The organism is Micromonospora sp. ATLC20 (assembly GCF_057196585.1).
The window spans coordinates 13,263-34,220 of record NZ_JBXUOV010000052.1 but is presented as its reverse complement, the minus strand read 5'-3'; the positions used below and the strand labels follow the sequence as shown (position 1 = coordinate 34,220).

Below are 20,958 nucleotides of genomic sequence, written 5' to 3'. Positions count from 1 at the left end.
CTGCTCGCCGGTGGCCGGCACGTCCGCCGGCACTGCCTCGGCATCCGGCTCGCCGACCGGGACCTGGCGGCGGTGCTGGTACGCGGCGCGGCGCTGCTGGACGTGCCGGCGGCGCTGCGGCCGGGCTCGGGCTGCTTCCTGGTGGTGGTGCCCAACGGCGAGCACCGGGAGCGGATCACCGAGAGCGCGGAGCTGGCCCCGGCGAGCTGACCGCCCGGCCCGGCCTGCTGCGGTACGCGCACCGCGTGGGCTTGCGCCCCGGCGGGTGCACGGCGCAGAGTGCAGCCCGTGAGCCGACACTGGCCTGTGCGCGCCGCCGCCCCGCTCGTGCTGGTGCTGCTGCTCGTCGCCGGGCTGATCGGATGCCGGGACGAGCCGTCCGAGCCGACCCGGATCCGCATCGCCACCGGCAGCCCGACCGCCGTCTACCACGCCTTCGGCCAGTCGCTCGCCGCGCTGCTCAACCGGGAGGTGCCCGGCGTGCGGGCCGAGGTGGTGGTCACCGCCGCGTCGGCGCAGAACGTGCGGCTGGTCGGCGCCGGGGAGGCGGAGCTGGGCTTCACCCAGGCCGACGTGCTGCCACCGCGCGAGCCCGAACATCCGTCGGTGCTCGCGGTGGCCCGGGTCTACGACGACCTGCTGCACCTGGTCACCCGCGCCGGCGGGCCGATCCGCACGCTCGACGACCTGCGCGGGCGGCGGGTGTCGGTGGGCGCCGACGGCTCCGGCACCGAGATCACCGCCAGCCGCCTGCTGGCGGTGGCGCAGCTCGGCGGCGACCGGGTACGCCAGGAGCACCTGGGGCTGGACGACTCGGTGGCGGCGCTGCGGGAGGGGCGGATCGACGCGTTCTTCTTCTCCGGCGGGCTGCCGGTGCGCGGCGTCGCCGAGCTGGCCCAGCGGACCTCGCTGCGGATCGTGGACCTGGGCGACTGGACCGAGCCGCTGCGCCGGGCGTACGGGCAGGTCTACGTGACCCGGGACGTGCCGCGCTCGGTGTACCGGGCCGACCCGGTCAGCACGGTGGCGAACCCGAACTACCTGATCGTCCGCGCCGACCTGCCCGCCGCGCTGGTGCGGGAGGTGACCCGGCTGCTGATGGACCGCCGGGCGGAACTGGCCGCCGCCCACCCGGCGGCGGGACGGATGAGTCCCCGGTCGGCGATCGTCACCACCCCGCTGCCGCTGCATCCGGGCGCGGCGCAGTGGTACCGCGCCGCGAAGCCCTGACGCCCGATCAGCACCGGACCGGCACGTCGGCGGGCGCCGGGAACCACAGCTCTGCGACCAGGCCCCGGGGATCGCCCTGGCGCATGGTGAGCCGGCCGTCGGAGGCGTCCACGAGCACTGCCGCGATGGTCAGCCCCAGACCGGCGCCGTCGACGTTCTGCGCGTCCGGCGCCCGCCAGAACCGCTCGGTGGCCTGGTCGAGCTGACTCGCCGTCATGCCCGGACCGGTGTCGCTGACGGTCAGCACCGTCCCGCCGCCGGCGGCGCGTACGGTCACCGTCACCTCTCCCCCGGTGCCGCTGAACTTCACCGCGTTGTCGATCAGGGCGTCCAGCGCCTGGTCGATGGCGGTCGGCACGGTCCAGGCGTACACCGGCGCGTCCTCGGCGTCGAGGCGGAGCGTGACCTCGCGGTGCCGGGCCAGCGGCAGCCAAGCCGTCACCCGGGAGGCGGCGGTGGCGGTGGCGTCCACAGTCACCCGCTGGTTCTCCTCCCGCTCGGCGCGGGCCAGGGTGAGCAGCGCGTCGAGCACCGTGGCGAGCCGGTCGGTCTCCTCCAGCGCCAGCCGGTGCTCGGCGCGCCCGTCCGGGTCGGTCAGGCTGGGGCCCAGCTCCTCGACCCGCAGGCGCAGCGCGGTGAGCGGATTGCGCAGCTGGTGGCTGGCGTGCGCGACGAAGGCGCGTTGCCGGTCCATCACGTCGGACACCGCGTCGGCCATGTCGTTGAAGCTGGTCGCCAGCCGGCGCAGTTCGGGCGGCCCGAGTCCGGCGCGGACCCGCGCGGCGCGGCGGCCCTCGGCGATCTCGTGGGTCACCGCGTCCAGCTCGGTGACCGGGCGCAGCACCCAGCCGGCCAGCCCGAACGCGGTCGAGACGCAGGCCAGCACCGCCAGCAGGCCGATGCCCGCCAGCAGCAGCCACCACACGGTGACCGTGCGACGCAAGCCGTCCGCCGGGCTGGTCGTGACCACGGCGCCGAGCACCTCGCCGCCGTCGTTGATCGGCACCGCCGTCACCACCGGCCCGCCGACCCAGGGCCAGACCGACTCCGGGCCGCTGAACTGCTGCCCGGACAGCGCGGTGTCGAGCGCCGGGCCGGTGCCCGCGCCCGGCTCCCACCCGGACGAGGCCACCACGGTACGGCGGTCCCGGTCCACCACTGCCGCGCCGATGCCGTAGAGCGCGTCGTAGGCGGCCAGTTCCCCGTCCAGCGGGCCGGGGCTGCCGCCCCGCAACGCGGGCCCGGCCAGCGAGGCGAAGCGGGTGGCGTCGGCGAGACGGTCGGCGCGGACCCGGTCGGTCTCCCGGGTCGCGAGCGTGGCCGCCAGCGGTGTCTCCAGGGCGATCAGGACCAGCACCATCAGCAGCAGGTAGCTGATCACCAGCCGGCGGCGCACGACCCGGCCCTCACGCCTCGCGGAGCCGGTAGCCGACCCCGCGTACGGTCTCCACCAGCGTCGGGTCGCCGAGCTTGCCGCGCAGCGACCCGACGTGCACCTCCACGGTGTGCCGGTCGGCCCAGGTGGTGCCCCACACGTCGAGCAGGATCCGCTCGCGCGGCACCGCCACCCCGGGCTGGCGGGCCAGGGACAGCAGGATGTCGAACTCCTTGCGGGTGAGCGAGACGTCCCGGCCGGCCACCGTCACGGTCCGGCCGCCCACGTCGATGCGGACCGTACCGGCCTCGATCAGGTTGCGCTGCGGCGCGGTGTGCGCGGCCCGGCGCAGCACCGCCTCGATCCGCGCCTGCAACTCCACCATCGAGAACGGCTTCACCACGTAGTCGTCGGCGCCCAGCCGCAGCCCCAGCACCCGGTCGCGTTCCTCGCCGCGCGCGGTCACCGCGATGATGCCGAGCCGGCTGCTGCGCCGCCGCAGCTCGCGGCACAGGTCGGTGCCGTCGCCGTCGGGCAGCCCCAGGTCGAGCAGCACCAGGTCGCAGGGGGCGGCGGAGAGCGCGGCCGCCACCGTCGCGGCGTGTTCCACCTGGTAGCCGCGCCGGGTCAGCGCGGACGACAGCGCGGCGGCGACCCGGCGGTCGTCCTCGACCAGGAGGATCCGCACCCGTTCCTCCCTCGAGTCGACGTGTTGCCCTGGGAATGGTGGCAGACGCGCCGCCGGGACGCGAGGCCGCTCTAGGCTGCTGCCGTGATCTACAAGATTCTCTCCGACGACGAGTGGGCGCAGGCGCGGGCGGACGGGCGGTTCGCCGGCACCGCGATGGACCGCCAGGACGGCTACGTCCACCTCTCCGCCGCCGACCAGGTGGTGGAGACCGCGCGCAGGTTCTTCGCCGGGGTCACCGGCCTGACCCTGCTCGCGGTCGACGAGGCCCGGCTCGGTGACGCGCTGCGCTGGGAGGAGTCCCGTGGCGGCGCGCTGTTCCCGCACCTGTACGCGGCGTTGCCGGTGGACGCCGTGGTGGCCACGCACCCGCTGCCGGCCGACCGTCCGGCCGCCGACGCGGTGGCCGAACTGCTCGGGTGAGCGCTCGTTATGCTGCGTCGAGCCCGCCCGACGGCGCGACGCGCCCTGGCATGTGATGCGAGTTGAGATGACTGACAGCAACGACCGGTCCGCCTCCGTCTTCGTCCACCCGACGGCCGACGTGGAGTCCGGCGCCCAGGTCGGCGACGGCACCAAGGTCTGGCACCTGGCGCACATCCGGTCCAGCGCCCAGGTCGGCGCCGGCTGCGTGATCGGCCGCAACGTCTACGTCGACGCGGGCGTCACCGTCGGCGACCTGGTGAAGATCCAGAACAACGTCTCGGTCTACCAGGGCGTGACCATCGAGGACGAGGTGTTCGTGGGCCCGTGCGCGGTGTTCACGAACGACTTCCGCCCGCGCGCCCAGAATCCGGACTGGACGATCACCCCGACGCTGGTCCGCCGGGGCGCGTCGATCGGCGCGAACGCCACGCTCGTGTGCGGCATCGAGGTCGGCGAGTACGCGATGATCGCCGCCGGTTCGGTGGTGACCCGCGACGTCAAGCCGTACCAGCTGGTGGCCGGCAACCCGGCCCGCCCGAAGGGCTGGGTGGACGCCAAGGGCGAGGTCATCTCCCGCGACGTCGACAACCCGCCGCAGCAGGGCTGACCGGACGGACAGGGGCGACGACCGGCGCGGTCGTCGCCCCTGTCACCGGTACGCCTCAGCCGCAGAGCCGGCCGATCTCGTCCCGGAACCGGTCCATCGGGTTCGACCCGGCCGGTCCGAGCAGGTACTCCTTCAGCTCCCGCCGCGCCCCGGTCATCGGGTCGTCGCCGGTCCGGGTCACGTCGAGGATCTTCGCCAGCTCGCCGCAGTCCGCCGAGAGCAGGTACGCCGCCCGCGCGGTCGGGAACTGCCGCCGGAACTCGTCCTCGGGCAGGCCGGCCGGATTGGCCACCACGTACGGGCGCTCGCTCTGCACGAAGTCGGAGACCACGCTGGACACGTCGCTGACCAGCAGGTCGGTGACGTTGAAGCAGTCGAACAGCCCCGGGGTGCGGCCGGTGACCACGAGGTGCGCGGCGCTGTCCAGCGAGGACGCGTCGGTCTCGCCGCCGGCCGCCTTGATCCGGGCCACGATCCGCTCGTGCACGGCGCGGGCCTTGGGCGAGCGCGTGCCGGTCAGCGGGTGCGGCTTGTAGATCACCCGGACGTCCCCGGCGGCGAGCAGGCCGGACACGATCCGCTCCCCCATCAGCACGAGCGAGGTGTGGTACGGGTCGTCGTCGAGCCAGCCCTCCCAGGTCGGCGCGTACAGCACGGTGAACCGGTGGTCGGCGGCACCGGAGCCGAACGTGTGCACCCCGGCGAGCTGCGGCCGGCCGACCTCCACGATGTCGCGGTCCAGCACGCCGACGTCGGCCCGGGCGTACCGTTCCCGCCCGGCCGGCCCGGCCACCCAGACCTCGTCGTACACCTTGCTGTACGGGTTCACGCTCGCCTGCTTGTCGCTGTCGCCGTGGCCGACGAAGACGTGCTTGACGCCCGGCTCCCGCAGCAGGTGGATGTTGGCGCCGACGTTCGCCGCGTACAGCGCCACGCGCAGCGAGCTGAGGTCCAGGTTCATGAAGTCCACGCCGGCCGGCACGCAGATGACCGGCAGCCGGGTGTCGGCGAGCTGCTCGAACGCGTCCGCGGCGCGCAGCAGCACGACGGCGCGGCGGCCGGTCGCCTCCACCGGCGCGAGCCACATGTTGGCCTGGTAGACGTCCTTGGCCGGGCCGGCGAAGTAGAGCGCCACCTCGGGCCGTTCCCGGGCCATCCAGTCGTGCACGGCGGGCAGCACACCCGGGGCCTTGCCCCGGCCGCGCAGTGCGGTGAGCGCCAGCACCGCGGCGGTGACCAGGCCGGAGGCGAGCGTGACCAGGCCGGTCACCACCACCGGCGCGACCCGGTCGAGCGCGGCGGCCACCACCGCGGCAGGCACCAGCAGCACGTTCAGCAGCGGCATCTGCAGCCCGGCCAGCCGCCGCGCCCAGGCCGGCGGCACCGGCACCCGCCGCAGCGCGCCGAGGTCGATGTTGCGGGTGTACGCCGGCGGGTCGACCCGGCCGTCGATCACCTTGGTCACCGCGCCGGTGGCGACGGCTACCGTCCACAGCGCGGCGGGCAGCAGTAGGACGGCGACGGTGCCCGCCACGCCGGGACGCACCGCGGCGACCACCAGCAGGGCTACCGACAGGTCCCGCACCAGCCGCCGCAAGGTCGTGCCGAGACCGGCCTTGTCCAGCAGCGTGGCGGTCCCGGTGTGCCGCCCGGCCAGGGCCAGCTCACCGGCGACGGCGACCACGGCGGCCACCGCGTACGGGACCACCAGGCCGAGGACTCCGGCGAGGACCATGACCGCGTAGCCGAGAAGCGTCGCGCCGACCGCGGCGAGACCCTGCTGGCTGCGTACTCTGCTCAACAACGAACGCTCCCTGTCTGCCCCGCCGATGTCGGTCCGAGTCGATCTCCGACGGCTGCGACCCTAAACGGATCACATGACACAAGTATTGCCGGGGTGTCCGGCAGGTGAACTGCGGACGGCGTCATGACGATGACGGCATGCGACGGGCCCCGGCCGTCCGAGAACGGCCGGGGCCCGACGAAAGCGCTGGGGTCAGCCCCCGATGACCACCCGGCGCACGCCGGTCCAGCGCGCCGGGTCGGTGACCCGGCGGCCGTCGACAAGCACCGTCACGCCCGGCAGGTCGGCCGGGGCGAGGGTGCGGTACTCCGCGTGGTCGGCCTGGATGACGGCGGCGCCGACCGGCTCGCCGTCGTACCCGGGCAGGCCGTGCGCGACCAGTTCCTCGTTCGTGTACATCGGGTCCGACACGTACGGCACCGCGCCCCGGCGGCGCAGCGCCTCCACGGTCGGGAAGACGCCGGAGAAGGCGGTCTCCTTCACGCCACCCCGGTAGGCGGCACCCAGCACCAGCACGCCCACCCCGGTCAGGTCGCCGTACGCGGCGGCGAGCAGGTCGACCGCGTACTCCGGCATGGCCGCGTTGGCCTCACGCGCCGAGCGGACCACGGTGGCGGCCGGGTCGTTCCACAGGTACATCCGCGGGTAGATCGGGATGCAGTGGCCGCCGACCGCGATACCCGGCGAGTGGATGTGGCTGTACGGCTGCGTGTTGCACGCCTCGATGACCTTGGTGACGTCCACGCCGACGGTGTCGGCGAAGCGGGCGAACTGGTTCGCCAGGCCGATGTTCACGTCCCGGTAGGTCGTCTCGGCAAGCTTGGCCAGCTCCGACGCCTCGGCCGAGCCGAGGTCCCACACGCCGTTGGGGCGGTCCAGGTCGGGGCGCTCGTCGAAGTCGAGCACCGCCTCGTAGAACCGCACGCCGTGCGCGGCCGACGCCTCGTCGATGCCGCCGACCAGCTTCGGGTAGCGGCGCAGGTCGGCGAAGACCCGGCCGGTGAGCACCCGCTCCGGGCTGAACACCAGGTGGAAGTCGGTGCCGGCGGTCAGGCCGGAACCCTCGGCGAGCATCGACGCCCACCGGTTACGGGTGGTGCCGACCGGCAGCGTGGTCTCGTAGCTGACCAGCGTGCCCGGCTTCAGCCCACGGGCGATGGCCCGGGTGGCGTCGTCCATCCAGCCGAAGTCCGGCACGCCCTCGGCGTCCACGAACAGCGGCACGACCACGACGACCGCCTCCGACTCGGCGACCGCGGTGGCGGTGTCGGTGGTGGCCGACAGCAGGCCGGCGGCCACCGCCTCCTTGAGCTTGACGTCCAGGTCGGCCTCACCCGGGAAGGGCACGGCACCGTCGTTGACCAGCTGGACGACCCGCTCGGAGACGTCGGCGCCGATCACCCGGTGCCCCTTGGACGCGAACTGCACGGCCAGCGGCAGACCGATCTTGCCGAGCGCGACGACGCAGATGTTCATGAACTACTTTCCTCCAGAGGGCCAGATTCGGCGCAGGCGGGCAAGGAACCGACCGGGGGTCACCGGCGTGATCGCGACGATCACCTGGCCCTTGTGGTTCGTGGTGGGCGTGACGAGGTGCCAGCGGACACCGCGCCGGGCCACCAGCCGGGGTGCGGCGACAGGGCGGTCGGTGCGCAACGGCGCCGAGCCCGTCCCGCCCAGGGCGGAGACCTCGGCGCGTACGATACGACGCTCCCCTGTCCCCGCGACGACCGCCAGCAACCGGTCCACCGCGAAGTCCGTCCGTACGACGGTACCGGTGCCGGACGCCTCGACCGACGTGACACCCGTCAGATCGCCCACGCTGATCCGCAGCGCCTCCGCGTTCAGCTCGGCCAGCTCGGCCCAGCGGCTGCGCGCGGTGACCACCAGGGCCCGGGCCCCGGCGGCGTCGCGTCCCCAGGCGAGCCCGGTCGCGGTCAGCTTGGCCAGTATCGCGGCGGCGCGGTCGGTGACGTCGTACCAGTCGTCCGGGTAGCCGAACGCCGGGTCGCGGAAGCCGACCTGGCCGGCGTACCAGCGGTCACCCTCGATGATCACCTCGGGCAGCGACCGGTCGGCGTGCTGGCCGACGATCGTGCGCAGCGCGTCGAGGTCGCCGTCACGCGCCACCGCGACCCGCAGCCGCTCCTCGGGTGCCATCCGGGCGGTCACCCCGTCGGTCAGGTACGCCTCGGCGAGCTTACGGATCCGGTCGTGGACCTGCCGCTGCACGTCCGGGGAGAGGGCGAGGAACTCCGTGCGGAGCAGCTTCGCCACCTCCCAGGTGAAGTGACGCACCAGCACGGCGTCCCGCCGCGGGCCGGGCTCGATCAGCCCGGCGACGAAACCGACGAGTTCCTCGGCGCAGCGCAGCCGCTCGGAGAACCGGCTGGCGTACGTGATGTTCTGGGCGTTGTCCCGCTTGACCGCGTAGTAGTACTCGTAGTCGCCGAGGACCGACACCTTCTTCGCCCGGAAGCACGCCTCCAGCGTGAACGGCTGGTCGCTGCCCATCGGCATGTCGGTGCGGTACCGCAGGCCGTGCCGCTCGATCAGGTCCCGCCGGAACAGCTTGGTGTTCGACAACGACCAGGGCAGGTCGCTGCCGAACAGGTCGAGCCGCTCCTGGGTGGTGGCGTAGACGGCCTGGTGCACGTAACGCTTGTTGGTGCCGACCATCCGGCCCAGCACCACGTCGGAGTCCCACCGGTCGGCGGCGTCGACCAGGCGCTCCAGCGCCTCCGGGCCGAGGTGGTCGTCCGAGCCGATGAAGAAGACGTACCGGCCCCGGGCGTGGTCGAGCGCCACGTTGCTCGGCGCCGCCGGACCGCCGGAGTTGGCCTGGTGCAGCACCCGGACCGTGCCCGGGTACCGCTTGGCGTAGCGGTCCAGTTCGGCGCCGCTGCCGTCGGTGGAGCCGTCGTCGACGGCGACGACCTCCAGCCGGTCCAGCCCGATGGTCTGCCCGACGAGCGAGTCCAGGCAGGCGGTCAGGTACGGCATGGTGTTGTAGACGGCGACCACCACTGTCACGTCCGGCCCGCTCACGCCCCCACCTCCACCTGCGCCGGCTGCACCGGTGCGTGCGTCGCCGGCGCCGGCCGGGGCGGTGCGTCCGGCAGCAGCCGCGAGTAGACCTCGTCGAGCACCCGCGCCTGCGCCTCCCACGTCCAGCCGGCCAGCAGGCCCGGCCGGTCGTACGCGGCGCGGTACCGCTGCGGGTCGGCGAGCACCGCGGTGACCGCGCGGACGAAGTCGGCCACGTCCTCGGCGCGGAACACCTCGCCCTGGCCGGTCTCCCGGACAGTCTCGGCCATGGTGCGCACGTCGGACACGACCAGCGGCAGACCGGCGTGTGAATACTCGAAGAACTTGGTGATCAGCGCGATCTCGTGGTTCGGCCAGTGCTGGATCGGGATGACGCCGACCTGCGCGCCGCTGAGGAACCGGACGACCTGGTGGTGCGGCACGTACGGCAGCACGTGCACCCGGTCCGCCACGCCCAGCTCGCCGGCCCGGGTGACCAGGCCCCTGACGTACGCCGAGTCGGGCTTGTTCACCACGAACGCGACGTGCGCGCCGGGCAGCCTCGGCAGCGCCTCGACCATCACGCCGAGGCCGCGCTTGGCGGCGGCCACCCCGCTGTAGACCAGCAGCGGCTCGTCCGGCCCGAGCCCGCAGCGGGCACGGATGTCCGGCACCGGCTCGGCCGGGTCGGCCGGCAGCTCGTCCACCGCCGGGGCGTTCAGCACGACCGCCGGCCGTTCGGCCAGCCCGTGCTCGGTGCGAAGCAGGTCGGCCAGGCCACCGGAGACGGTCATGGTGGCGTCGGCGTACGGCACGTACTCCCGCTCGTGCGCCACGTTGCCTGGTAGCCAGCGGGCGTTGTCGCGCCACGGCTGCACGCCGGGGAGATACTCGTGGGCGTCCCAGAGCAGGGCGATCCGGCGGCCCTTCGCGGCGGCCCGGACCTTCGCGCGGGCGCCGACGCCGAGCATCCGGAAGTCGTTGGCGTGGATCAGGTCCGGCGCCAGCTCGTCGACCACCGGGCCGTAGGCCAGCTCGTAGTCCCACAGGCCCGGCTCCAGGCGCCGCCACGCGCCGTCGCCGCGCAGCCCGCGCCAGAACATCGTGTACGCGCGGTCCCAGGGGCCGTCCAGCTTGCGGCCCTTGCGGGCCCGGGTGAGCTGACGGTTGCGGAAGCCGACCCACTTGCGGGTCAGGCCGGACAGCTTCTCCTCGGCCCGCAGCGCGGCCCGGGGCAGCCCGCCCGGCCGGCCCGCGCCGGACTCGCGGGCCGCGACGGTGAGCGCCGCCCGGCGTACCGCCAGGTCCGCGCGCCAGGCCTTGACCGCCTGGGTACGGTGCGCCGCGATGCCGCTGGGCGGATAGGCGAGCGGGTGCCGCAGCCAGGCCCGGCGGAACTCGTGCCGACGGCGGGCCAACGGCTCGGGCATCGGCACGAGGCGTACCTCGGCGGCGCCGAGGCGCCAGCTCTGCGGGCTGCCGACCGGCGCCCGGCCGAGCAGCACGACGTCCCAGCCGGCGTCGGCGGCGGAACGGGCCGCCTTCTGCACCCGGGAGTCACCGATGACCCCGTTGTCCACCAGCATCACGACCCGTCCCCGGGTGCCCGCCGCTGCGGTCGTGCCGTCAGATCCCATTCCTGCCCGTTTCGTCGTCGCCAGCACCGCGCCCGCGGACCCGAGCGAGTCTACGACAGCGGATCGGGCCCGGACGCCCGCCGCCGCCGGTGCCCCCCGACCTGCTGTGACTGTTGCTACCCTCCACCCTGTCCAACGACCGGCGCCCGCTCCGGGTCGTTCGCCGGGTCGCCGGCCGCGCCACGCGGGCCCTCGGCCAACCCCAGCTCAGCGCGAACGGGACCGCACAATGGACGTGGTGACCACCGAGGAACCCAGCCGGCCCGCACCAGCCCCGGCGACCGAGCCGGCCACAGCCGATCGCGCCCGGCCCGGCCCCGTCCGGCGGCTGCGCGACGCCGCCCGGGACGCGGCGCCCGCCCTGGCGGTCTACGCGGTGATCCGGCTGATCGGCGTGGCGGCCGTGTACGTCTGGGCGCGCTCGCTGAACCTCTCCCCGGTACGCGAGCTGACTCTGTCCGACGCGACGTACTACCTCGCCATCGCCCAGCGGGGCTACGACGGGTACGAACGGGTGCAGAGCGACATGGCGTTCTTCCCGCTCTACCCGGCCCTGATCGGCGTGGTCGAACGGGTCACCCCACTCGGCCCGCGTACCGCCGGGCTGGCAGTGGCCGCGCTGGCCGGCCTGGCGGCGGCCTGGGCGCTGTACGCGATCGGCTCGTACCTGCACGACCGGCGCACCGGCGTGGTGCTCGCCGCGCTCTGGGCCGCGCTGCCGCACGCCGTCGTGCAGTCGATGGCCTACAGCGAGACGCTGTTCACCGCGCTGGCCGCGTGGACGCTGTACGCGCTGCTGCGCCGGCACTGGCTGACCGCGGGCGTGCTCTGCCTGTTCGCCGGCCTGACCCGGCCCACCGCCTCGTCGCTGATCCCGGTGGTCGGCCTGGCCGCGCTGCTGGCCGTCATCCGGCGCCGGGACGGCTGGCGGCCGTGGGTGGCCATGCTGCTCGCCCCGGCCGGCTGGCTCGCCTACCTGGCCTGGGTGAGTGTCCAGACCGGGCGGCCCGACGGCTGGTTCCACATCCAGTCCGCCGGGTGGCGCAGCCACTTCGACTTCGGCGTGGACACGTTCCGGCGGGGCCGGGAGGTGCTGGCGGTGTCCGCGACGCCGCAGATGCTCGTGGTGAGCCTGGTGCTGCTGCTGGCGCTGACGTTCTTCGTGCTCAGCGTGATCGACCGCCAGCCCTGGGAACTGCTGCTGTTCAGCGGGCTGATGCTGGTCACCACGATCGGCGCGGCGGGCTACTACCACTCCAAGGCGCGGTTCCTGGTGCCGGCGTTCGCGCTGCTGCTGCCGGCCGCCGTCGGCCTGGCCCGGGCCGGCCGGGCCCGGGCCGTCACGGTGCTGGTCGCGCTCACCGCGTTCTCGACCTACTTCGGCGGCTACCTGCTGCTCATCTGGACCAGGTCGCCGTGACGCTCACCGGGTGAGCGGGCGGACGTCCCACAGCCAGACGTCCGCCACCCGCTGCCCCGGCCCGTAGAGCGCGTCGAGCACCACCTTGAGGTCGTCGTGGCGGCGGGCCCGATCCGGCAGCGCCACCGCGTCGGCCTTCCAGTGCCGCACGTCGGCGCGGGCCTGCTCGACGTCGGCCGGGCCGACAGCGGTGTCCCGCTGGCCCCGCGACACGGCGGTGAGCAGCTTCGCGGTCGGCTGCGGCTCGACGCCCCACCGGCCGGTGTTGTCGGTCTTCGAGACCGGCCCGAGGAAGTACCCCTCCGGTACGGCGAAGCCGGCCAGCGCCGCGGAACTCCAGTACAGCGACGTCATGCCGTCGACCGGGACCGGCACCAGGGTGCGGCCGGGGGCGACGTGCTCCTTCCAGACGCCGGCGGTGACGAAGTCCGGCACCGGGTTGCGCCCGCGCGCCTCCAGCGGGGTCGGCAGGATCGGCAGCAGCGCGGCGAACAGCGCGACAGCGGCCAGGCGGGGCACCAGCCGGGACTGGCCGGGCTCGTCCGCCCGTACCCGGGCCACCCGGTCCCCGGCCACCGCGAACAGCACGCCGAGCGCCACCGTGGTGATCAGCGCGAACCGGGACACCACCACCGAGTCGAACACCGGCAGCTCGGACACCAGCGCGAACGGCGCCGGCACGTCGGTGCGGCGGGTGCCCACGGTCCAGGTGGTGCCGATCGAGAAGACCGCCGAGATCAGCGCGACCACGGCGAGCACCCGGACCACGATCTCGCGGCGCAGCCACAGGGCGGCGCCGATCGCGAGGATCACCACCGACCAGCCGTAGAAGCTGGCCTGCTCGGTGGTGTTCGGGCCCCAGCGCAGGGCGCTGGTGGGGCTGCCGGCCACGGACTCGGTGGCGTACCGCACGAACGAGCCGAGGGTCAGCGCGTAGACGTCCGGGTCGCCCGGGTGACCGACCCGGTGCTGCGGGCCGGCGAACTGCATCCACAGCGGGTACGCGGAGGCCGCACCGACGAGCACGCCGGTGATGGCGAGCCCGCCGAGCATCGGCCCGGCCCGGCGCAGCGCCTCGCGCGGCCGGAAGATCACGTAGCCGACGACCATCATCAGGCAGCCGAGCGCGGTCAGGAACAGGATCTCCAGGCTCACGAAGAACTGCGCCACCACGAGCGCGCCCAGCACCAGGCCGTTGCGCACCGGGCGGCCGTCCCGGGCCAGCCGGATCACCTGCCAGAGGATGAACGGCACCAGCCACTGGGCGGTGATGTGCGGGTGGCCGTTGCTGTGCGACACCAGCGCCGGCGCGAACGCGCAGAACAGGCCGCCGGCGAAGGCCGCCGCCCGGGACGAGACCAGGTTGCGCGACAGCACGTGGTACCAGGCGTACGCGGTGCCGGCCAGGTTGAGCGTGATGAACAGCAGGTACGCGAACGGCGCGCCGAACAGCAGGGTGACCGGGGACAGCACCAGCCCTGGTAGCTGCATGCCGACGTTCGTCATCAGGTTCACGCCGTCCGGGGCGTTCTGCAACGAGGTGAAGAACGGGTTCTCCAGGTTGCTGACCGCGTGCGCGGCGTACGCCAGCATCCACTCGTTGAAGCCCTGGTCGTTCGGGCGGCTGCCGAGCAGCCGTCCGTCGGGGTTCACCCAGCCCCGCGCGGTCACCCAGAACGCGCCGGCCAGGTAGATCGCCGCGACCAGCAGATCCGGCCGCATCCGGTGCCACCGTCCGGGGCGGCCGGCACGCTCCGCCGCGGCGGTCTCCGGCTGCGCCTGCTGCTGCGGCGCGGCGTCGGCGGGCCGGTCCGCGCCGTCGGCGGTCGGCGGCTTCGCGGTCTCGTCGGTGGCGTCGGCCACCGATCCACCGGCGTCTGCGGTGCGGGTACGGGTCTCGGGCCCGGGGGCGGTCATGGCGCCGTAGTGTACGCAAGCCGGGCTGCGGGGCCGGGCCAGGCTCGCCCGGCCCGGTGAAGACTCGGCGACGATCCCCCGGCGGCGGGACGTACCGGCGGTGACCGGACCGTGCCGGGGCGGCGGTGAGCAGCCGGGCGGGCGCCCGCCGGACCGGGGTGATCCGGCCGGTTCGGTTAGGCTGGTCCCTCGTGTCCCGTTCCACGCCACCGGTCACCGTGCTCCCCGTCGGGGCGGCGGCGTCCGGTGACGGCGGGTGGCCCGGCCCACCATCGCGTACCGGCCGCGTCCGCGTACGTCGTCCGGCGGCGGGTGGGGCACTACTATTCCTAGGGCCTGCGGGCACCGGCCCGGCCACCCGGCCGGGGTCCACGGCCTTCCGACTCGGGCGGCGGCCGGTCCGCACCGAGAATCCGTCGCAGATCACGAGGAGTCACGTGTGAAGGTCGTCAGCATCGTCGGCGCCCGACCGCAGTTGGTGAAGCTGGCGCCCATCGCGGCGGCGTTCGCCGAGGACGGGTGCGAGCACGTGATCGTGCACACCGGCCAGCACTACGACGCCGACCTGTCCGACGTCTTCTTCTCCGGCCTCGGCATCCCCGACCCGGACGTGCACCTGGGCATCGGCTCCGGCAGCCACGGCGTGCAGACCGGCAACACCCTGGCCGCCCTGGACCCGGTGCTCGCCGCCGAGGCGCCGGACTGGGTGCTGGTGTACGGCGACACCAACTCGACGCTGGCCGGCACGCTGTCGGCGGTGAAGCAGCACCTGCGGGTGGCGCACCTGGAGGCCGGGCTGCGGTCGTTCAACCGGCGGATGCCGGAGGAGCACAACCGGGTGCTCACCGACCACGCCGCCGATCTGCTGCTCGCCCCCACCGAGGAGGCCGTCCGGCACCTGGCCACGGAGGGCCTGGCCGCCCGTACCGAACTGGTCGGTGACGTGATGGTGGACGTCTGCCTGCGGGTCCGCGACGACGTGGCCCGGGGCGGGCAGCCCCGCCCGGCGCTGCCCGACGGCATCGACCCGGACGCGCCGTACCTGCTCGCCACGCTGCACCGCGCGGAGAACACCGACGACCCGAAGCGGCTCGCCGCGCTGCTCGACGCGCTCGCCGGCCTGCCCGTGCCGGTCGCGCTGCTGGCCCACCCGCGGCTGGTCGCCCGCGCCGACGAGCACGGGCTGAAGCTGACCCGGGGCGCGCTGCACGCCGGCCGGCCGCTGCCGTACGCCGCGATGGTGGCCGCCGTGGTCGGCTCCGCCGGCGTGGTCACCGACTCGGGCGGCCTCCAGAAGGAGGCGTACCTCCTGGACCGGCCGTGCACCACGCTGCGCACCGAGACGGAGTGGGTCGAGACGCTCGCCGACGGCTGGAACGTGCTCGTGCCGGATCCGCGCGAACTGGGCGCCGGCTGGGCGGCAACCGCGACGCGTCCCGCCCCGGAGGCGCCGCGCGGCACCCCGTACGGTGACGGCCGGGCGGCCCGGCGGGTCGCCGAGACGCTGCGACGGCACCTGGCATGACGACGCGCTCCCTCCTCACGATCGGTTATCAGCGATGACCAACCACACCGTCCCGCTCCCCCGCTCTCGCAGCGGGAAGCGGCCGCACGCCATCTACCTCGCGATCGGCTTCCCGCCCGCGGCGAAGAGCAGCGCGTACCGGCTGCGCGAGACGGCGAACCAGTTCGTCGCCCAGGGCTGGGACATCACCGTCATCACGATCTGCCAGCAGGCGTGGGAGCGGGAGTACGGCCTGGACCACACGCTGTCGGAGAAGGTCGACCCGCGGGTGCGGGTGGTCGAGCTGCCGCTGATCCGGGAGGACCTGGAGACCGACATCAGGGCGTTCTCCGAGGAGCGGTCGCTGGACCCGGCGGGCTGGATCAAGCGGCTGCGCAAGCGCGAGCAGCAGGCGTTCCCGGAGCCGGTGTTCGGCGGCTGGCGGTACGAGCTGGAGAAGGCGGTGCTGCGGCTGCACCGCGAGCACCCGGCCGACCTGCTGCTCGCCTCCTGCGCCCCGTACGTGAACCTGGCGGCCACCCGGAAGCTGTGGGAGGAGCACAAGGTCCCGTACGCGGTCGACTTCCGCGACGGCTGGTCGCTCGACGTGATCGGCGGCGGCGAGGCGTTCACCCGCGACTCGGTCTCCGGCCGGTGGGAGTCCACGGTGCTGGAGAACGCGCTCGCGGTGTGGTGCGTCAACGACCCGATCGCCGGCTTCTACCGGGAGCGCTACCCGCACCTGGCCGACCGGGTGCACGTGGTGCGCAACGGCTACGACGAGGACAGCCTGCCGGACATCTCCGGCCGCTCGCCGGACCCGGCAGCCGGGCTGACCTTCGGCTACCTGGGCTCGGTCAACTTCAGCCCGGCGTTCCTGGAGTCGGTACTGGACGCCTGGCGCATCGCCCGGCGCGACGACCCGCTGCTGGCCCGCTCCCGGTTCGAGGTGCGCGGGCACATCGGCGCGGGCGCGTCGCGTGAGGCCAACCGGCACATGGACCTGCTCAAGGAGGCCGCCGCCGACGGGGTCAGCTTCGGCGGCCCGGTGCCGAAGGCGGAGCTGGCGGCCACGTACGGCTCCTGGGACGCGCTGGTGCTGATGCTCGTCGGTGGACGGTTCGTCACCTCCGGCAAGGTGTACGAGTTCATGGCCAGCGGCCTGCCCGTGCTCTCCGCCCACGACGTCGACCACGACGCCAGCAACGTGCTCGCCGGCCATCCGCTGTGGACCGGGGCGGTCGGGCTCGACCCGCACCGCCTCGCCGGCTCCTTCGTGGAGGCCGGCCGGCTCGCCCTGAAGGCGACCGACGCGGACCGGGCCGCCGCCCGGGACCTGGCCCGCCGTTTCGCCCGGCCCGCTGTGCTCGCCCCGGCGGTCCGCCGCCTCACCGAACTCGTCCGGCCCACCGGCGCCGGCGCGGCCACCCCGGCCACGACCTCCTCGACGGGAGATGCCCGACAGTGACCACAGTGCTCATCGTGGCCGCCGCCGCACCGAAGCAGCCGGCCGTGCTGATCGAGGCGCTGGAACGTTTCCGCAGCCGCGGCGCCCGCGTCACGGTGGCGTGCTTCTTCGACAGCGCGGAACTCCCGGTCGACCCGGCGCTGGCCGAGGTGCGGTCGTTCGTCGTACCCGCCGAGAAGCGCGACGCCCGGCTGCGGCGGGCGCTCGGCCGGGCGCAGGCCAACCGCAAGATCTGGCTGCACGCGCAGCGCCACGCCTGGCTGCGGCAGCGTTTCCGCTCCGCCGACCTGCTGGTGGCGCTGGACCCCCGGTCGGTCTACACGGTGTGGGAGATGGCCCAGCGCAACACCCGGGCCGGCGCACACTTCGGGCTCGTGCCGGCGCAGCGGGCGCTCGACGCGCCGCGTACCGAGCCGGTCGGCAAGCGGCTGGAGCGGCAGGTCGCGGCGGCCGCCGGCATCGGCACCCGGGGCGCCAAGCGGGCGGCGGTGGAGACCGTGCGCACCACCGTCCAGAAGGCGACCGGCCAGCGGATCATGAGCAACCCGGCCGGCGCCTGGTTCTGGTCCCGCGCGGTGGCCGCGCCCCGCGTACCGGACCGGCTGCGCAGCAAGCTCGCGGTACGGCTGCACGACAGCGCGGTCAAGGCGGGCCGCCCGGCGGTCGCCGCCCGGACCGCCGCGGCCGCGGTCAGCCGGATCAACAGCGCCGCCACCCGCGCGGACGTGCTCACCAAGGCCGCGCAGGGCGAGCTGGCCCTCGGGCACGTCCCGTCCGGGCTGCACGACGCGATCCGCGCCCAGCTCGCGCTGGCCGACGCCCGGCTGGCGAAGGACCCGAAGAAGGCCGCCGCGGCGGTGTCGCGGGCGTGGAGCCTGGCGTCCAACCGGGTGCTGCACTTCGACCGGCTCTCCTCGCCGATGAGCGACGACCCGGGCGCCTTCCTGGCGCCGTTCCGGGAGAGCGCGGCGGCGCGGAAGCTGTCGCAGCCGCGGGGCCGGCTCGCCCCGGCCGCCCCGGCGCCCACCGACCGGCCGCTGCGGCTGCTGGTCACCACGCTGATCAACGACAACTTCCTCCAGGAGATCCTGGAGCGCTACCGGGGCATGCCGAACGTGGAGGTCCGTTTCCTGGACCTGTACGAGGACCCGGTGACCCGTCCGCTGGCGCTCAGCGGCAGCACCGTGATGGAGCACCTGCTCGGCGCCGAGTCGACGTACGGGGCCAAGATCGAGGAGTGGCTTCGGCCGCACCTGGACTGGGCCGACACCGTGTTCGTCGACTGGTGCCAGGCCACCGCCGCGCTCTTCACGCTGCACGACCCGGGGACGGCCAGGATCATCGTCCGGCTGCACAGCTTCGAGGCGTTCAACTTCTGGCCGCACCTGGTGGACTTCTCCCGGGTCGACGACGTCGTCTTCGTCTCCGAGCACCTGCGGGACCTGTCCACCGCGGTGCTGCCGCAGCTCACCGGCGAACACGCCCCCCGGCTGTGGGTGGTCGACAACGCGATGGACCTGCAGCGCTACCCCCGGGCCAAGCCGGCCGACGCCCGGTTCACGCTGGGGCTGGTCGGGTTCAGCTCGGTGGCGAAGGACCCGCGGTGGGCGATCGACGTCCTGCGGAAGCTGCGGGAGCACGACGAGCGGTACACCCTGACGCTCATCGGCAGCAACTTCAACAACCGGACCAGCAAGCCGGCGAAGGACTACGGCCGGCTGCTCGCCAAGGACCTGGCCGAACTGGAGCCGCTGGGCGCGGTCCGGCGCTACGGGCAGACCGACGACGTGCCGGGCGCGCTCCAGGAGGTCGGCGTCATCCTCAGCACCTCGGTGCGGGAGAGCTTCCACTGCGGTCTGGTGGAGGGCGCGGCGAGCGGCGCGGTGCCGGTGGTGCGGGACTGGCCGTTCTTCGCCGGCAAGCCGCACGGCGCCCGTACCCTCTTCCCCGCCGACTGGATGGCGGACACCCCGGCGGAGGCGGCGGAGCGGATCCTGGCCGTCACCGCGACCGAGCAGGCGTGGGCGGAGGCCGGCCGGGCCGCCTCGGAGCACGTGCTGAAGACCTGGGACTGGGCCGTCACCCAGGCCGACTACGACCGGCTGCTGCTGGGCGACTGAGCAGGCGCAACGAGTGCGGGGCCCGGCCGGTCGGCCGGGCCCCGCTGTCGTTCTCCGCCGGTCAGCGCACCGGCACCGCCGTCCGCTGGTTCGGCACCGCCGTGACGGCCGTGTCCGCCTCCGCCGGCCGCACCGGCCCGGGGTGGTTCGGCAGCAGCCGGGTGTAGACCTCGTCCATCACCCGGGCCTGCGCCTCCCAGGTCCACTGCTCCAGCACGCCCGGCCGGTCGTACGCGGCCCGGTAGCGCTGCGGGTCGGCCAGCACGGTACGCACCGCCCGGACGTAGTCGTCCAGGTCCTCGGCCCGGAAGACCTCGCCGTGCCCGGTGGCCCGGGTCGCCTCGGCCATCGTCCGCACGTCGCTGACCACCATCGGCAGGCCGCCGTGGGCGTACTCGAAGAACTTGGTGATCAGCGCGATCTCGTGGTTCGGCTTGTGGTGGATCGGGATGACGCCCAGGTCGGCCGGGGCGACGAACGCGGACACCTGCCAGTGCGGCACGTACGGCAGCAGGTGTACCCGGTCGGCCACGCCCAGTTCGGCGGCCAGTTCCTCCAGCTCGTACATGATCGGGGCCTTGCCGTTGGGGTGCACCGAGACCAGCGCGACGTGCGCCTCGGGCATCTCGGTGAGGCCACGGATCATGATGTCCACGCCGCGCGACGGGTTGATGCCGCCGCAGTAGACGAGCAGCGGCGTGCCGGCGTCGATGCCGCACATCGCCCGGATGCCCGGCACCGGCGTGGCCCGCTGTTCGGCAGTGAGCGACCGCGGCGGCGCGTTCAGCACCACGGCCGGCTGCTCGGGCAGGTCGTGGCTCTCCCGCAGCAGGTCGGCCAGGGTGGACGAGACGGTGATGACCGCGTCGGCGTACGGCGCGTGCTCCCGCACGTAGGCGATCTGGGCGGGCAGCCAGCGCAGGTTGGCCGGGCGGCCGATGATGCCGGGGACGAACTCGTGCGCGTCCCAGAGCAGCTTGACGTCGCGTCCGCCGGCCCGGGCCCGCATGACCGCCCGCGCGCCGACGCCGAGCATCCGGAAGTCGTGCGCGTGGATCAGATCCGGTCGCAGCTCGTCCACCACCGAGGCGAAGGCCAGCTCGAAGTCCCACAGTTCCGGGTCCAGCCGGCGCCAGGCCCGGTCACCGTGCACCCGCTGCCAGAACCGCAGCGCGGCCCGGTCGAGCCGGGAGTTCGGGTTCTGCTGGTTCTCCTGGAGCCGCCGCAGCTGCGCGGAGCGGAACTTGACCCACTGGAACATCGTCTTGTTGAGGAAGTACGGCGCGGCCAGCCGGGCCTTGCCGGCCAGCTCGGCGAGGCGGGGCCCGCCCGCCGCCCGGTTCACCTTGAGCTCGGAGAGACGGAACGTCAGGTCGTCCCGGCGGGCCCGCAGCGTGTTCAGCCGCCGCTTGGCGTCCGGTCCCGGCTTGTACGCCAGCGGGCGGCGCAGCAGCGCGCGGCGGTACGCGACCGGGTGGGTCAGCCGCCGGGGCATCCGGATCAGGCGGACCTCGGCGTCGCCGATGCGCCAGGTGTCCTCGGTCGCCGCGCCCTTGAGGATGCCGACCAGGATCACCTCCCAGCCGGCCTCGGCGGCGGAGCGGGCGGCCTTCTGCACCCGGGAGTCGCCGTGGACCCCGTTGTCGACCAGCATCACCACCCGTCCCCGGGTCGGTCGGGCATCGCTACTCGGGACAGCTTGCATCGGGTGCTTCTCCTCGTTGGCGGGGCGGTG

At 74.1% G+C, this 20,958-nt stretch carries 15 protein-coding genes and 1 pseudogene; 8 read left to right on the top strand and 8 right to left on the bottom strand.

Going from position 1 to position 20,958, the window contains the following annotated elements; all coding sequences use genetic code 11:
* Positions 1–210, top strand: a pseudogene (locus tag AC2CHG_RS13970) (hypothetical protein); the annotation flags it as partial.
* Positions 211–306: 96 nt separating this feature from the next.
* On the top strand, positions 307–1,230 hold the full coding sequence (locus tag AC2CHG_RS13965; RefSeq protein WP_402808555.1) for a TAXI family TRAP transporter solute-binding subunit: 924 nt from the start codon (positions 307–309) through the stop codon (positions 1,228–1,230).
* A 7-nt stretch (positions 1,231–1,237) separates the two neighbouring features.
* Here the strand turns inward: AC2CHG_RS13965 and AC2CHG_RS13960 are convergent, their stop codons facing one another.
* Both AC2CHG_RS13960 and AC2CHG_RS13955 read right to left on the bottom strand, forming a co-directional pair.
* Entirely contained in the window at positions 1,238–2,626 is a 1,389-nt protein-coding gene (locus AC2CHG_RS13960) for a sensor histidine kinase (RefSeq protein WP_355507569.1), read from the bottom strand.
* A gap of 10 nt (positions 2,627–2,636) precedes the next feature.
* The gene (locus tag AC2CHG_RS13955; RefSeq protein WP_013285276.1) at positions 2,637–3,293 is read right to left on the bottom strand and encodes a response regulator transcription factor; all 657 of its coding nucleotides are present in this window, start codon (positions 3,291–3,293) and stop codon (positions 2,637–2,639) included.
* A gap of 84 nt (positions 3,294–3,377) precedes the next feature.
* Between AC2CHG_RS13955 and AC2CHG_RS13950 the strand changes: the two genes are divergently transcribed.
* Both AC2CHG_RS13950 and AC2CHG_RS13945 read left to right on the top strand, forming a co-directional pair.
* A complete protein-coding gene (locus AC2CHG_RS13950; RefSeq protein WP_194800899.1) occupies positions 3,378–3,716 on the top strand; it encodes a DUF952 domain-containing protein in 339 nt (112 codons plus the stop codon).
* Between the two features lie 67 nt (positions 3,717–3,783).
* A complete protein-coding gene (locus AC2CHG_RS13945; protein ID WP_135239227.1) occupies positions 3,784–4,326 on the top strand; it encodes an acyltransferase in 543 nt (180 codons plus the stop codon).
* Positions 4,327–4,381: 55 nt separating this feature from the next.
* Here the strand turns inward: AC2CHG_RS13945 and AC2CHG_RS13940 are convergent, their stop codons facing one another.
* From AC2CHG_RS13940 to AC2CHG_RS13925, 4 genes are all read right to left on the bottom strand, one after another.
* A complete protein-coding gene (locus tag AC2CHG_RS13940) occupies positions 4,382–6,130 on the bottom strand; it encodes a CDP-glycerol glycerophosphotransferase family protein (protein ID WP_484524886.1) in 1,749 nt (582 codons plus the stop codon).
* A 192-nt stretch (positions 6,131–6,322) separates the two neighbouring features.
* On the bottom strand, positions 6,323–7,606 hold the full coding sequence (locus AC2CHG_RS13935; RefSeq protein WP_135239225.1) for a nucleotide sugar dehydrogenase: 1,284 nt from the start codon (positions 7,604–7,606) through the stop codon (positions 6,323–6,325).
* 3 nt (positions 7,607–7,609) lie between these two features.
* A complete protein-coding gene (locus AC2CHG_RS13930) occupies positions 7,610–9,178 on the bottom strand; it encodes a glycosyltransferase family 2 protein (RefSeq protein ID WP_484524885.1) in 1,569 nt (522 codons plus the stop codon).
* A complete protein-coding gene (locus AC2CHG_RS13925; RefSeq protein ID WP_484524888.1) occupies positions 9,175–10,743 on the bottom strand; it encodes a glycosyltransferase family 4 protein in 1,569 nt (522 codons plus the stop codon). The genes AC2CHG_RS13930 and AC2CHG_RS13925 overlap by 4 nt, the downstream gene beginning before the upstream one ends.
* 280 nt (positions 10,744–11,023) lie before the next feature.
* On the opposite strand from AC2CHG_RS13925, the gene AC2CHG_RS13920 reads away from it, so the two are divergent.
* Positions 11,024–12,214, top strand: a complete 1,191-nt coding sequence (locus AC2CHG_RS13920) for a hypothetical protein (RefSeq protein ID WP_484524884.1) — start codon at positions 11,024–11,026, stop codon at positions 12,212–12,214.
* A 3-nt stretch (positions 12,215–12,217) separates the two neighbouring features.
* On the opposite strand, the gene AC2CHG_RS13915 is transcribed toward AC2CHG_RS13920, so the two are convergent.
* Positions 12,218–14,131, bottom strand: coding sequence for a DUF6311 domain-containing protein (locus AC2CHG_RS13915; protein ID WP_355507563.1), 1,914 nt, complete (start codon positions 14,129–14,131; stop codon positions 12,218–12,220).
* A gap of 439 nt (positions 14,132–14,570) precedes the next feature.
* Between AC2CHG_RS13915 and wecB the strand changes: the two genes are divergently transcribed.
* From wecB to AC2CHG_RS13900, 3 genes are read left to right on the top strand one after another with little or no spacing between them, the layout of a single operon-like run.
* Positions 14,571–15,656: a non-hydrolyzing UDP-N-acetylglucosamine 2-epimerase gene (gene wecB, locus AC2CHG_RS13910; protein WP_484524883.1), complete on the top strand. Its 1,086-nt coding sequence runs from the start codon at positions 14,571–14,573 to the stop codon at positions 15,654–15,656.
* A 34-nt stretch (positions 15,657–15,690) separates the two neighbouring features.
* Positions 15,691–17,103, top strand: a complete 1,413-nt coding sequence (locus AC2CHG_RS13905) for a glycosyltransferase family protein (protein ID WP_262012208.1) — start codon at positions 15,691–15,693, stop codon at positions 17,101–17,103.
* A complete protein-coding gene (locus AC2CHG_RS13900; RefSeq protein ID WP_484524882.1) occupies positions 17,100–19,223 on the top strand; it encodes a glycosyltransferase family 1 protein in 2,124 nt (707 codons plus the stop codon). The genes AC2CHG_RS13905 and AC2CHG_RS13900 overlap by 4 nt, the downstream gene beginning before the upstream one ends.
* Before the next feature lie 61 nt (positions 19,224–19,284).
* On the opposite strand, the gene AC2CHG_RS13895 is transcribed toward AC2CHG_RS13900, so the two are convergent.
* Complete coding sequence (locus tag AC2CHG_RS13895) at positions 19,285–20,877, bottom strand: glycosyltransferase (RefSeq protein WP_484524887.1); 1,593 nt, start codon at positions 20,875–20,877, stop codon at positions 19,285–19,287.
* Positions 20,878–20,958 lie beyond the last annotated feature (81 nt).

Coding starts and splice junctions, on each gene's coding strand:
- AC2CHG_RS13920 (WP_484524884.1), top strand. CDS start 11,024: ATGGACGTGGTGACCACCGAGGAACCCAGCCGGCCCGCACCAGCCCCG.
- AC2CHG_RS13945 (WP_135239227.1), top strand. CDS start 3,784: ATGACTGACAGCAACGACCGGTCCGCCTCCGTCTTCGTCCACCCGACG.
- AC2CHG_RS13935 (WP_135239225.1), bottom strand. CDS start 7,606: ATGAACATCTGCGTCGTCGCGCTCGGCAAGATCGGTCTGCCGCTGGCC.
- AC2CHG_RS13925 (WP_484524888.1), bottom strand. CDS start 10,743: ATGCTGGTGGACAACGGGGTCATCGGTGACTCCCGGGTGCAGAAGGCG.
- AC2CHG_RS13915 (WP_355507563.1), bottom strand. CDS start 14,131: ATGACCGCCCCCGGGCCCGAGACCCGTACCCGCACCGCAGACGCCGGT.
- AC2CHG_RS13905 (WP_262012208.1), top strand. CDS start 15,691: ATGACCAACCACACCGTCCCGCTCCCCCGCTCTCGCAGCGGGAAGCGG.
- AC2CHG_RS13895 (WP_484524887.1), bottom strand. CDS start 20,877: ATGCTGGTCGACAACGGGGTCCACGGCGACTCCCGGGTGCAGAAGGCC.